Raw genomic sequence first — 11,990 nt, 5'->3', positions numbered from 1 at the left:
TTAATATCTTTCATCACCTGCTCTTTATTTAAAATAGAAATTCTGTGTTGGCGCATTATAACGCCCCCTTTAAAGAGCGCACTTTTCATTGGGTTGTTTGTTGAAAATCTGAACTTTTAATCAAACCTGTTAATAGCAGTAACTTTTGCTGTTTTTATAAATCTGTTTTAGAGTTTTTTAAGATCCCTTATGGATGAGAGGAACAGTGAATGGATATCACGCATGATGAAATGTTGCTATAAATAATCGTTTTTGGACAACTGTTGGATTTAATGGAATTTTATTTTGCCTGTTTTTATGCATGGTTACAGCGGGCACTTCCTCTCCAACCATTTAATCATTGATGTGGAGTGCATCTACTTGGTTCTGCTCAGTACTCAGTATACGCTAGAGGTTAATGTAATTTATTCGTTTCTTATTTTATTAAGCTGTTTTGAGTGTGATTTTCTATCGCTATTTTGTGATAAAAATGCTTATCTTAGAAATTTTATTACTCGCTCCGAATGGGCGCGGTTGTTATTAACGACTATTGAAGAAGCCGTTTTAGGACGCAATAAGATGCAGGTATTAGGTTTAGCTGCCATTTAGCTATCCCTACACTTTATTGTTTATTCTTTAGTCTGAATAGTCTGAATTTGCCCTCAGCCCATCTTAGCCCGAATCAAGCCCTCTGCTTTTTATGAGGACATTCTCTTTTGTGACTTCCTTATTCCCTCCGAGGAATAGGCATTTATGAGACAGCTATCGTTTATTAGCTCATCAAATATCTTCACGTTCTACCGACGAAGGCATTGGCACTTGCTTTAATTTTTTATCCAGTGACAGCTATTTCGCAGATTATAAGATTATTTATGATAAGTGCTTTCCTTGCTTTTCAGTTTCCTCGGTCCCGTTCCCTGAGACCTCTACTAGTTCTAGCTCACTAGCTCAGCGAAAGCGGGGGTCTTGAAGACGAAGATACCCTTGATCCTATTTGCGCGATTGATTCTGCCATGCTATAATGTAGGCCTTTTATAGGCATGTGTCTGCAAATGACAGTGGACGCTGTTAAAAAAAGAGGTAACTATAATGTCATTAGTTTCTGCCGAAACTGCGAAAATTGTGAAAGAATATCAACTAGGCAAAGACGACACAGGGTCGCCTGAGGTCCAGATCGCCATTCTAACCGCTAAAATCATTAAACTCACCGAGCACATGAAAGCCCACAAGCACGACCATCATTCACGCCGAGGATTATTGCGTATGGTCAGTCAGCGGCGTAAACTCCTTAATTTTTTGAAAAGAAATGATTTCCAAAGATATCTCAGGCTTATTGGACGATTAGGATTGCGCTCATAAAAGGAAAAACATGAATAAAATTAGTAAGACCTTCCAATATGGCAAACATGAAGTTACATTTGAAACAGGAGAAATGGCTCGCCAAGCCACAGGTGCTGTTGTTGTCCGAATGGGTGATACGGTTTTATTAATATCGGTTGTTGCAAAAAAAGAAGCGGAAGAGGGACAAGATTTTTTTCCTCTTACCGTCAATTATCAGGAAAAAACCTATGCGGCCGGCAGAATTCCAGGAGGTTATTTTAAACGTGAAGGGAGACCTACTGAAAAAGAGACTTTAACTTCCCGTTTGATTGATCGAGCCTTACGTCCGCTCTTTCCTAAAGGATTCGCCAACGAAGTCCAAGTTATTGCGACCGTACTTTCGATGGATTCTAAAGTTCCCACCGATATTCCTGCTATTTTAGGTGCTTCTGCGGCGATCGGTTTGTCAGGCATTCCTTTCAACGGGCCTTTGGGGGCCGCGCGGGTGGGATATTACAATGGGGAATATCTTCTAAACTTATCCTTAGACGAACTCAAAGATTCGGCGCTTGATCTCGTGGTGGCGGGGGCTCGAGACGCTGTTTTAATGGTGGAATCTGAAGCAGAAGAATTGCCAGAGTCAGTGATGCTAGGAGCCATGTTATATGGACATCAAGCGATGCAGGCTGCCATTCAGGCGATAGCTGAATTTATTGAGGAGACGGGAGGTACGAAGTGGGAGTGGGAACCTCAAACGGTAAATGCAGCTTTAGAAAAATGGGTGGTAGAAAAATCAGAAGCTCCCCTTAAAAAGGCCTACCAAATCCAAGAAAAAATAGCGCGCCAAGCCCAGATCCAGGCTATTCGTGATCAATTGCTCGCCGATCGGGTTGTCGGACATGAAAGAGAGGAAAACGCCATTAATGAACATGAGCTGGCAGTGATTTTCCATGAATTAGAACGTCGAATTATCCGTGAGCAGATCCTAACCGGACAGCCGCGTATTGATGGGCGTGATACCAAAACTGTGCGTCCTATCACCGTTAAAGTGGGGGTGCTACCCCGTTCCCACGGATCTGCTTTATTCACGCGTGGTGAAACTCAAGCTTTAGTAGTAACGACTTTAGGTACTGAGCGCGATGCACAATCCATCGATGATTTGGATGGGGATCGACAAGAAGAATTTATTTTCCATTACAATTTCCCACCGTTTTGTGTCGGGGAGGTTAGCTTTATGAGCGGACCCAAGCGTCGCGAAATTGGTCACGGCCGATTAGCCAAGCGGGCAGTAACCCCTGTTATTCCTACGCCTGATAAATTCCCTTACGTAATTCGAGTTGTTTCTGAAATTTTGGGGTCGAATGGTTCGAGTTCAATGGCAAGCGTTTGTGGAAGTAGTTTGGCACTCATGGACGCGGGCGTGCCGACGAAAGCTGCAGTGGCGGGGATTTCCATGGGATTAATTAAAGAAAACGATAGATATGCCGTTTTATCTGACATTTTAGGGGACGAAGATCACTTAGGGGATATGGACTTTAAAGTAGCGGGAACATTAAACGGCGTAACGGCTTTACAAATGGATATCAAAATAGAAGGGATTAGCAAAGAAATTATGGAACAAGCACTGGACCAAGCCAAAGAGGGGCGTCTACATATTCTGAGCATTATGAACAAAGTGTTGGATAAACCACGTTCCCAAGTTTCAGATCTAGCACCGCAGTATGTCACGATGAAAATTAATCCTGAAAAAATTCGTGACGTGATAGGTAAAGGTGGGGTTGTAATTCGAGAAATTACTGAGGCGACCAATTGCGCTATTGATATCTCAGATGATGGAACGATCAAAATTGCCGCTCATACTACCGAAGAAGGCGAGGCGGCAAAGCGATGGATCGAAGAGTTAACGACTGAGGTTAAGTTAGGTAAAGCCTACGAAGGCACGATCGTTAAAATTACGGATTTCGGCGCTTTTGTGCAAATTCTGCCGAATATTCAAGGTTTAGTGCATATTTCACAAATTGCCAAAGAACACGTGGAAAACGTCAGAGATTACTTAGAAGAAGGACAAGTGATTCGAGTTAAAGTCATTGAAATTGACCGACAAGGCCGGGTTCGCTTGAGCATGAAACAAATCGATTAATAGTACGTATGCAGCGAAGCGAAATACGGGCTACTTGGGATCACCTAAAATTCGATTCGATAGACTGAGTAATCGGGAGCTTCAGGGTGATAATCACTGTCAAATAAAGGCAAAGTTAATAGATAAAATCAATCGGCGGTTGCTGTATTGCAATCAACCGGAAGGTTCCACACGACAGCGATGTGTAATAAAGCGCGCACATCAGGATCGTGGGGCCGTACTTCCAAGGGGTCCCAGAAGAAAATCAGAATATCGATTTCCTTGTTAACAATTTTGGTCCCCAGTTGAAGATCGCCTCCCAGTGGACCGCTTTCCATTTTAGTTACCGTAATCACTTTACTCACCTATAGACGCTGTGGGGAACGAAGAAAAAATTATTTTTTTACACGCTCTGAGGGAGGGGCCGGCGAATAAAAGTTATGGGTTGCAAGTAGCGCAGCTAGGAGGAATTCATCGCTCAGTAATTCAGCATGCTCGGCAAAAATTAGAAGAATTGGAAAATCCCATTTGCTGAAACCCAACAACCACAGCAAAATGAACTTTTTCTGCCGGTAGAAAATCCTGTTTTAACGCAATTAGACAAATTAAATCTCGATAGCCTAACGCCCAAACAATCTTTAGATATCCTTAGCAAAAATGAAACCATTACATTCCAATATTGCCATTATTATCCCTGTTTACGATGAACAAGCTAGCATTCGCAGTATTGTCGAACCTATTTTTTCTTTATTAACCAAGGAAAAGGAACAAGCCTGTGGTTTTCAGCATCTACAACAATTGAAGGTACGTGCGGCAATTTGCATGGATGCCGACACTCAACACGACCTTCACAGGACATACCCAAATTTATTGAGGCCTGAATGAGTATCCGAACCACATTATCATCGGCGCACGCACACATAATGCTGAAACGCACCTAAAATGCGCCGCCATGCCAATCAAGTCGCCGATTTTTTCATCTCGTGGGTAGCAGGCCAGCGAATCATTGATACTCAATCCGGTTATCACCTCTACTCCATCAAATTTTTACAAGATTGTCCTCCACGACTTCGCTCTCAAGGTTTTTTTGAAAGCGAGATATTAATTCGAGCTGCGCGACGCGGCTATCTACCAGTTTCAATTTCTATTTAATCGCATTACCCTCAAAATTTGAGGCCTAGCCATTACAAACCTTTTGTTGATAATGCACGGTAAAAATTACAATGATGGTAAGTTGGATGCTTTTATTCCGTGGCTTGTATTTGTCGGGATTATTTCGAACTTTATTTAAGAAGAGGAATTTTTAAAGAATTTAAGGATGAAAGCAAACTCACCCCTGCACAAAAAATTCGAAAGAAAAATAGGTTCGACAGTACTGCGAATGCTAGCTTGTTCATCGTAAACAGGGATAATAAAAGTTGTCTGAGCAAATTGTATCAGCGCAACGCCCTATACGGATCTTAGATGCGATTAAGTGGGATGAGCATTAAGGAAATCTTTTAGGGATAAATTCGCTCAATTGCCGCCGTTGAATACCGAATATTATCAATAAAATGACCTTGGATTTGACCTCGCTTAAAAATTACAAGAATTTTATAATATTCAGCATCAGATTAATCCTAAATTTACTAAATACAGTGCAATTAACACCCTAATTCAGCAACTTTGTCGCGAATATCCCGGTGTCATTCACCTTTTAAAAGCGCGAGTCACTCAAGAATTTTCCAAAATTTCTCAAAACCTTTATGGTAGCTGCGACGAAGCTTTCTATGCCCGAGAGCCACTAGTTTAAGAGATCTTTCATTGACAGTTAGCAAAGAGCTTGGTCACATTGGCGAAAAAACGCTGAAAGAAAAAGATAAAAATAAATACACGACCAGAGAAACCGTTAAAATTTTAAGCGATCGTTTAGAAAAGTATTCACGTTAAAAGGCCTTGAACAAAACGATATCTACTTTTTTAAGTAAAAGACCGCCATCGACAACCGTTATTCAAGAAGGACTGGCTATTTTAACGGAACTTTTTACCTTTTCTTCGTACCCTGCTCGAGAACGACGCATCAACAACCGCGTCGTCTCCATTAATATCACCGAAAATGGCGATAATTTTATCGATGCTTTTAATTTCTTTCATGAAAAGGGCCCCAGGCTAAGGATGAAAACTATTATGACGCTGTGCGCATTTTTTCCTGGTAGCACCCCCGATCAAGCTCCTTTTACCAAAGATTTATCTTATTCCAAAGGATTTATTTTAATTTACAATTACATTCGCCTTGGGATAGGGAGCGGTGATCTTTCTCAACTTCCTTTAATATTCACCGAAAAAACAGATTTAGTTAATATTCATTTATTTCATTTATTATAAAAGAATTAGCTGAAGAAGGATTATTGACTCCACCCCAATACATCCCGCCATAATTTAAAGATTTACTAAGTCTCAGCGCTTGGGGAAGTTATTCGCTCTTCTTAAATCAATTGAATTTGGAACAATTAGCGAGGAAGTATCGAAATATTTTGTAATGGTTTAATTTCGGGAGCTTCTAATTCTTTCCAAGCCCCACGACGTAAAGATTTTGGTAATACTATTGGACCAAATCGTACGCGTATTAATCGGCTCACTTTAACGCCTTGAGATTCCCACAACCGCCGCACGAGACGATGTCGCCCTTCAACAACGACCACATGAAACCAACGATTTTTTCGCTCTCCACCAACTTCCACAATATCTTCAAAACGTGCCTTCCCATCTTCCAATTCAATACCATGAGCTAATTTTTTGGTCATTTCGGCATCGACAGCACCCAGTACGCGCACCGCATATTCACGTTCAACTTGAGCGGAGGGGTGCATTAATTGATTGGCCAATTCGCCTTCATTGGTGAATAACAATAGACCGGAGGTGTTGATGTCTAAACGACCGATAATTACCCAGCGACCATCCTTCAAACGCGGCAAAGTTCCAAAAACCGTCGTCCGCCCTTCTGGGTCTTTACGCGTGCATATTTCCTTTTCCGGTTTGTGATACAAGAGGACGCGTACTTGTTCAGGAGTGCTAAACGAAGATAATTGCCCATCGATATAAACGAGGTCTTGTTCAGCGATACGATCACCTAATTGCGCCAACCGTTGGTTGACCTTGATACGCCCTTGCGTGATCATTTTTTCAATTTCGCGACGTGAACCATAACCGGATCGGGCTAGAACTTTTTGAATGCGTTCTTTCAAAGCCTCTCCTTAATCCTCTTCTGCAAATGGAAGAGTGGAGGGTTCAGTTCCCTCAGGAGCCTTCTTTTCAATGACTAATGCTAACTGCTCATCAAATTGAACTTCTATTTTTTCTAAATTGACAACTTCTTCCAACGGCGGTAATTCCTCTAAACTTTTTAAATTAAAATAATTTAAAAAAGTTTTTGTCGTTCCAAATAAAGCTGGTTTTCCAGGCACATCGCGATGGGCCACTACGCTGATCCATTCACGATCTAATAATTTTTTAATAATATCGCTGCTTACTGCCACTCCTCGGACTTTTTCAATTTCGCCTCGGGAAATGGGTTGCCGATAAACAATAAGCGCTAAGGTTTCCAACAAGGCGCGGGAATAACGGGCGGGTTTTTTTTTCCATAAGCGTTGTAACCACGGTGAAAAATCGGGGCGCGCTCGAAAACGATATCCGCTCGCTACTTCTTGTAAAGCCACTCCTCGGTCTCGATAATCCTCTTTGAGTTCGGATAATAAATTTTTAATTTCGGGTAAAGAAATTGGGTTCTGCTCATCAAATAATTGTTGCAAGTGCTCTGGCGTTAAAGGTTCAGCAGAGGCGAATAAGGCGGCTTCAATAACGATTTTTAGATTGACTTCACTCATTTTTCCATCCTTTAGCCCGAATGTGAATTAATGCAAACGGCTCAGCTTGCACGAGTTCAATGACGGATTGACGAATTAATTCTAAGGTAGCAATTAAAGTAACGACAACACCCATCCGTCCTTCTTCTAGTGTAAATAAGCGACTAAAAATAATGAAATTTTTTTCATCAAGCAACGATAAAATTCGCGACATCCGTTCGCGAATAGATAAAGCCTCGCGCGCAATGGAATGAGTGTTATAAAGCGAAGCTCTTTGCAATACGTCTTTCAACGCGTTTAGTAATTCTGGCAATTTTACCATGGGATGAATTTTAGCGATATTCATCGGTGGTATAGCCGCATCGGCAATAAAAGTATCACGTCCGACACGAGGCAGTTGATCTAGATCGTAAGCCGCTTTTTTATAACGTTCATATTCTTGTAAACGACGTATCAATTCTGCGCGTGGGTCTTCCTCATTTTCTTCTTCTACAACGGGTCTCGGTAATAAGAGGTGCGATTTAATTTCTGCCAACATAGCTGCCATCACCAAATATTCCACCACTAATTCAATTCTCATTTCACGCATCAAATCGACAAATTGCATATATTGCCGGGTGATTTCAGCGATGGGTATATTTAAAACATCAATGTTATGTTTTTTTATTAGATAAAGCAGAAGATCCAGCGGCCCTTCAAAAGCTTCCAAAAAAACACGCAACGCATCCGGCGGAATGTAAAGGTCTTCTGGTAGCTTACTCAAAGGCTGGCCCGATACCTTAACTTCAAACCTGGTTAATTGATTAACAACTCCTTGATTTTCCATCAGTATACTCAAAATGCTGTAAGCATAATATCTTATATTGCTGCTCTTATCCATCACCCAATGGGATTTAGGGGCTAAGAAAAGCACCATCGGTGTTTTTCTTAGCCCCTAGTCTTTTAGGTCTCCTCCTGACTCCGCCGTGAAGGTTTTGTATGCTTCAATAATACAGCAGATGCCCCGCGGAGGGCGACGGGGTTTAAGTTTTATGGACGGAAGAATACAGGTTACTTTTTTATAAATTGTCTTCAAGAGATGATAATAAACAATCGAAAATATAGCTCTAGCAGGAAGCGTAACGATCCACAACATAAAAACATTTCTTACGATGGAAAGTATTAAGCGCTCCTATGCCACGAGCAACGTTTACGTGGTTGAAATGTGTAATCCGGCAGCAGAGGCATACAAAATGCCGAAGATGATTTTGAGCTTTTGAAAATCGATATGATTTTTATTATCTGAGCCGACACTGAATGCAATGGAAAGCCCAATCGCCATAGAGTTGGAGATTTTAAGTCCAACGTGTTTTAACCTATTTAAAAAAGTGACCAAACTAACGATGAGTGTTACTAAAAGATATACCACGGCCCCATAGCGTTTGGCGTTATTCAAAGGCGTTTCGCTATCAAAAAACCATTGAACACTGCGAAATAAAAAATAAGCGAACGCCTATAATAATCGGGGTAATGATCCAACTTAATACAATAATATGAGTTGTTAAGACGGGCCATCCAAATGACGTGGCTGAAACTAGCCATGTCCCTCCCGCTAATAATGACGCCAACATGCCAAACACTAATAATTGCGGTTTATTGCAGTGCTTAGCTAAATAAATTGGCATTAATAATTTCTCTGTGGATGGTATGAGTGAGCTGTCCGCCGGAAAATAAGGAGCCTAAAACTTCAAAAATAGCGGCAATCAGAATGGCTTGACTCAACGTCACTGCTTTTGAGCCGAGCGCTGTACCCATCAGTTGGCCACATCGTTGGCACCAACCCCCATACCATAAAAAAGCTAAAAAAAGTAGCCAGAATGATATAAAGTTGGCTGTGTTCCATTATGAATAATTGAACTGAAAAGATTGACATAACAGCGGGAAGATGGGAACCAATAATAGGCTAAAGCAATTGTGAGGTGATTGAGACCGGACTTCAGAAGTTGGTATACTAACGCCATGTTACGTCAAATTGCGATTTTAGACATGTTTAGTCAGTCACCCGTTCGCCCCACTGCAACAGCACATGGAAAAAGTGCATATTTGTGTTGAATTATTATTCCCTTTTTTTTGATGCGCTTGTTTTGCGAGATTGGGAACGAGCCATTGAATTGTAGGGAGCGATCACTGAATTAGAAAATGAAGCTGATGAATTAAAGAGAAATTTCCAGCGACATTTACCTAAAAGTTTATTTTTACCTGTCCCGCGCAGCGATTTGCTTACGCTTTCAGCTCGACAGGATAAAATAGTTAACACCCCGAAAGATATTGCAGGCATTATACTGGGACGAAAAATAGAAATTCCTGTTGAAAAAACCCTATTAACGGTTAATGTTATTTTTTTATATAAAATAATAGAACAAATTGGTTATCTCGCTAACCATGCCAAACAGACTGGTAATCATTTAAAATTATTAATGGCGCACTAACATGACACTTCTTTCTTACGATGCGTTAAAAGAAATTCGACGCCTTTGCCCCAATTTTCAACCAAAATTAGCTATTGTATTAGGCTCTTGGCTGGGTGATTTAGCGGATGAAATAGAAGAGCCCAGCGTTATTTCCTATCATGAATTGCCCGGTTTTCACAAACCCAGCATTGAAGGTCACGCGGGTAATTTATACCTTGGTAAAATTAAGGGTATCCCTGTGGCTTGTTTGAGAGGACGCGCGCATTATTATGAGGGTGCTGATAATTACACTATTAAAACTATGATCCGGACCATGAAACTTCTTGGGTGTGAAACTTGGCTTGCTACCAATGCAGCCGGGTCCTTACACCAAAGGATTGAGCCAGGCAGCTTGGTATTAATAAATGATCACATTAATTTCCAATTTAATAATGTTCTTGTCGGCTCCAATGAGGATGATTTTGGCGGTCGTTTTATTGGGATGGAGGATGCTTACGATCTCGATTTGCGAGCGCAGCTTTTTAAAATCGCTAAGCAGTTACAAATTCCATTATCAGAAGGAGTTTATATAGGTGTTCTTGGTCCGGCTTTTGAAACACCGGCAGAAATTAGAGCCTTTCGTCTTTTAGGGGCTGACGTAGTGGGGATGTCTACAATTCCGGAGGTGATTGTAGCCCGCCATTGCGACATGCGTGTTGCCGTAATTTCCGTTGTCAGTAATTTTGCCGCGGACTTAACCCACGAAAAAGTGACGCATGAACAAACCTTACGTGGTGTAAAATTAGCAACTGAAAGTCTTAAAAAATTAATTTTAGCTTTTATTCAACGTTATCGCTCATGAATTCAGACTTTGCAAAAATCTTGATTCCTTTAATTGATTTAACCCAATTAAATGGAGGTGACACACCAAAAACTATCGAACAATTATGTCATCAAGCAAAAACCCTTTACGGATCTGTGGCAGCCGTTTGTATTTATCCTCAATTTGTTGAGCAAGTTCGTTTTTTGTTAGCAGGCGTTCCTATAAAAGTGGCAACCGTTGCTAATTTCCCCACAGGTAATCAAATCACCGCTGGATTGTATGGCAGTCAATTAAACAATCGGGGCTCGATGAAGGTGCTGATGAAATTGACGTTGTTATGCCTTATAAAAGCTACCTCGAGGGAATGCGAAGGAGGTCAGAGCATTCCTGGAAGCCTGTCGCGGCACGTGCGGCCCCCAGGCAATTTTGAAAGTGATTTTAGAAACCGGCGATTAATTAAACGTGATATTATTTTCGACGCTACGAACCTAGCTATTCGCGCCGGCGATGATTTTATTAAAACTTCAACGGGAAAGCTTCCTAGCGGTGCAACGATAGAAGCGGCTGAAATAATATTAGAAGCGATTCAAAATCACACCAATAAAAGGCTCGGCTTAAAAATCTCTGGTGGAATTCAAACATTAGAACAAGCCGTCCTCTATATTCAATTAGTTAAAGATAAAATGGGCGCTGCTTGGATTACTCCACAAACTTTACGCTTTGGAGCCAGCCGCTTGTTAGCTGATATTATGCAGTCCCTTTAACATGGGATTTCTCGCGCTAAATTCCTGCCTGCGCGGAAATGACAATTAACAATAAGATCTTGTTATAAATTTTCCCATTTTAGATTATTTTTGCTATTAGTCTTAATTTCAAAAAAACTCCTGTCGTCCCCCCGCCGAGCGGGGACCCAGCGTACTACGTGCGCAACGCGCTAAAAGCGCACCTAGAATCCTGACTGCGAAGATCACAAAGTTTAAAATGAAAACCGATGTGACTTGTAGCTAATGATAGGATCACTGCCACGTTACCACTCCTTCGTGCCACCCAATGCGCTTGTACGCCGTCGTCTCTAATTGCTTTAATAAATTGAACTGTTGTGCCCACTTCTAATTTTTCAAAGGTTGGGTGAACAACATTCCCTGCATTAAAAGTAAAATTCCTCTCCGTCTGGCGTTGCAATAAACCCAAAATTTTTTCTTTAAAAAGACGAATAATTTCACCATGCAATAATTCAGGATGTGTTTTAACATGGCCCAATTTACAACAAAATGCTTATACTATAATTAAGTATAGCTTATTGAGCGTCCTTTTAATTGATTGATTATTATTGAATAATAAATAAATCAAAAACTATCTCTATACATAACAAAAGCAGTTAAGTTGATGAAATGGTCAGAAAAGCTGCTGAGTATTCAGTAGAATTCCTGATGTTATTGAAGGATAAGGGGTTCTTGATGAAAGACATCAGTGGGTTA

The 11,990-nt window shown here is 40.9% G+C and carries 14 protein-coding genes and 4 pseudogenes; 12 read left to right on the top strand and 6 right to left on the bottom strand.

Going from position 1 to position 11,990, the window contains the following annotated elements:
• Positions 1 to 285 precede the first annotated feature (285 nt).
• From FIV31_RS05540 to pnp, 3 genes are all read left to right on the top strand, one after another.
• Positions 286 to 588 (top strand): hypothetical protein, encoded by a 303-nt coding sequence (locus tag FIV31_RS05540; RefSeq protein WP_280124091.1) that lies wholly within the window; start codon positions 286 to 288, stop codon positions 586 to 588.
• A gap of 480 nt (positions 589 to 1,068) precedes the next feature.
• Positions 1,069 to 1,338 carry a 30S ribosomal protein S15 gene (rpsO, locus tag FIV31_RS05535; RefSeq protein WP_280124090.1) on the top strand — a complete coding sequence of 90 codons (270 nt, stop codon included), beginning with the start codon at positions 1,069 to 1,071 and terminating at the stop codon, positions 1,336 to 1,338.
• 10 nt (positions 1,339 to 1,348) lie between these two features.
• Complete coding sequence (pnp, locus tag FIV31_RS05530; RefSeq protein ID WP_280124089.1) at positions 1,349 to 3,439, top strand: polyribonucleotide nucleotidyltransferase; 2,091 nt, start codon at positions 1,349 to 1,351, stop codon at positions 3,437 to 3,439.
• Between the two features lie 44 nt (positions 3,440 to 3,483).
• Here the strand turns inward: pnp and FIV31_RS05525 are convergent.
• Positions 3,484 to 3,771: pseudogene (locus FIV31_RS05525) on the bottom strand (methylglyoxal synthase); the annotation flags it as partial.
• A gap of 23 nt (positions 3,772 to 3,794) precedes the next feature.
• Between FIV31_RS05525 and FIV31_RS08825 the strand changes: the two are divergent.
• The 6 genes and pseudogenes from FIV31_RS08825 (at position 3,795) to FIV31_RS05500 (ending at position 5,782) form a co-directional block, all read left to right on the top strand.
• Positions 3,795 to 3,953, top strand: coding sequence for a MutS-related protein (locus FIV31_RS08825; RefSeq protein WP_482766084.1), 159 nt, complete (start codon positions 3,795 to 3,797; stop codon positions 3,951 to 3,953).
• A gap of 122 nt (positions 3,954 to 4,075) precedes the next feature.
• A pseudogene (locus FIV31_RS08600) lies at positions 4,076 to 4,162 on the top strand (glycosyltransferase family 2 protein); the annotation flags it as partial.
• Positions 4,163 to 4,195: 33 nt separating this feature from the next.
• Positions 4,196 to 4,725: pseudogene (locus FIV31_RS05515) on the top strand (glycosyltransferase family 2 protein); the annotation flags it as partial.
• A 293-nt stretch (positions 4,726 to 5,018) separates the two neighbouring features.
• Positions 5,019 to 5,210, top strand: a complete 192-nt coding sequence (locus FIV31_RS05510; RefSeq protein WP_341873971.1) for a tyrosine/phenylalanine carboxypeptidase domain-containing protein — start codon at positions 5,019 to 5,021, stop codon at positions 5,208 to 5,210.
• An 11-nt stretch (positions 5,211 to 5,221) separates the two neighbouring features.
• Positions 5,222 to 5,347, top strand: a complete 126-nt coding sequence (locus FIV31_RS05505; RefSeq protein WP_280124088.1) for a hypothetical protein — start codon at positions 5,222 to 5,224, stop codon at positions 5,345 to 5,347.
• Between the two features lie 6 nt (positions 5,348 to 5,353).
• Complete coding sequence (locus FIV31_RS05500; RefSeq protein WP_280124087.1) at positions 5,354 to 5,782, top strand: tyrosine/phenylalanine carboxypeptidase domain-containing protein; 429 nt, start codon at positions 5,354 to 5,356, stop codon at positions 5,780 to 5,782.
• Between the two features lie 125 nt (positions 5,783 to 5,907).
• On the opposite strand, the gene rluB is transcribed toward FIV31_RS05500, so the two are convergent.
• The 4 genes and pseudogenes from rluB to FIV31_RS05480 all read right to left on the bottom strand — a co-directional run bounded on the left by rluB (position 5,908) and on the right by FIV31_RS05480 (position 9,142).
• A complete protein-coding gene (gene rluB / locus FIV31_RS05495) occupies positions 5,908 to 6,642 on the bottom strand; it encodes a 23S rRNA pseudouridine(2605) synthase RluB (RefSeq protein WP_280124086.1) in 735 nt (244 codons plus the stop codon).
• 9 nt (positions 6,643 to 6,651) lie between these two features.
• Positions 6,652 to 7,281 (bottom strand): SMC-Scp complex subunit ScpB, encoded by a 630-nt coding sequence (gene scpB, locus FIV31_RS05490; RefSeq protein ID WP_280124085.1) that lies wholly within the window; start codon positions 7,279 to 7,281, stop codon positions 6,652 to 6,654.
• Complete coding sequence (locus tag FIV31_RS05485) at positions 7,274 to 8,140, bottom strand: segregation and condensation protein A (RefSeq protein WP_425278274.1); 867 nt, start codon at positions 8,138 to 8,140, stop codon at positions 7,274 to 7,276. The genes scpB and FIV31_RS05485 overlap by 8 nt, the downstream gene beginning before the upstream one ends.
• 54 nt (positions 8,141 to 8,194) lie before the next feature.
• Positions 8,195 to 9,142, bottom strand: a pseudogene (locus tag FIV31_RS05480) (inorganic phosphate transporter).
• 280 nt (positions 9,143 to 9,422) lie between these two features.
• Between FIV31_RS05480 and FIV31_RS05475 the strand changes: the two are divergent.
• Genes FIV31_RS05475 through FIV31_RS05465 form a run of 3 tightly spaced genes read left to right on the top strand, consistent with a single transcriptional unit; the run spans position 9,423 to position 11,276 of the window.
• The gene (locus tag FIV31_RS05475) at positions 9,423 to 9,728 is read left to right on the top strand and encodes a DUF47 domain-containing protein (protein ID WP_280124092.1); all 306 of its coding nucleotides are present in this window, start codon (positions 9,423 to 9,425) and stop codon (positions 9,726 to 9,728) included.
• Between the two features lies 1 nt (position 9,729).
• Positions 9,730 to 10,551: a purine-nucleoside phosphorylase gene (locus tag FIV31_RS05470; RefSeq protein ID WP_280124084.1), complete on the top strand. Its 822-nt coding sequence runs from the start codon at positions 9,730 to 9,732 to the stop codon at positions 10,549 to 10,551.
• Positions 10,548 to 11,276: a deoxyribose-phosphate aldolase gene (locus FIV31_RS05465; protein WP_280124083.1), complete on the top strand. Its 729-nt coding sequence runs from the start codon at positions 10,548 to 10,550 to the stop codon at positions 11,274 to 11,276. Before FIV31_RS05470 ends, FIV31_RS05465 begins: the two co-directional genes overlap by 4 nt.
• Positions 11,277 to 11,430: 154 nt before the next feature.
• Here FIV31_RS05465 and FIV31_RS05460 read toward each other — a convergent pair whose 3' ends face one another.
• A complete protein-coding gene (locus tag FIV31_RS05460) occupies positions 11,431 to 11,772 on the bottom strand; it encodes a hypothetical protein (RefSeq protein ID WP_280124082.1) in 342 nt (113 codons plus the stop codon).
• Between the last annotated feature and the right edge of the window lie 218 nt (positions 11,773 to 11,990).

The organism is Coxiella endosymbiont of Ornithodoros amblus (assembly GCF_019425495.1).
Lineage (GTDB): Bacteria > Pseudomonadota > Gammaproteobacteria > Coxiellales > Coxiellaceae > Coxiella.
Note: the sequence above shows the minus strand (reverse complement) of the source record. Positions and strands in the feature narration are given on the sequence as shown.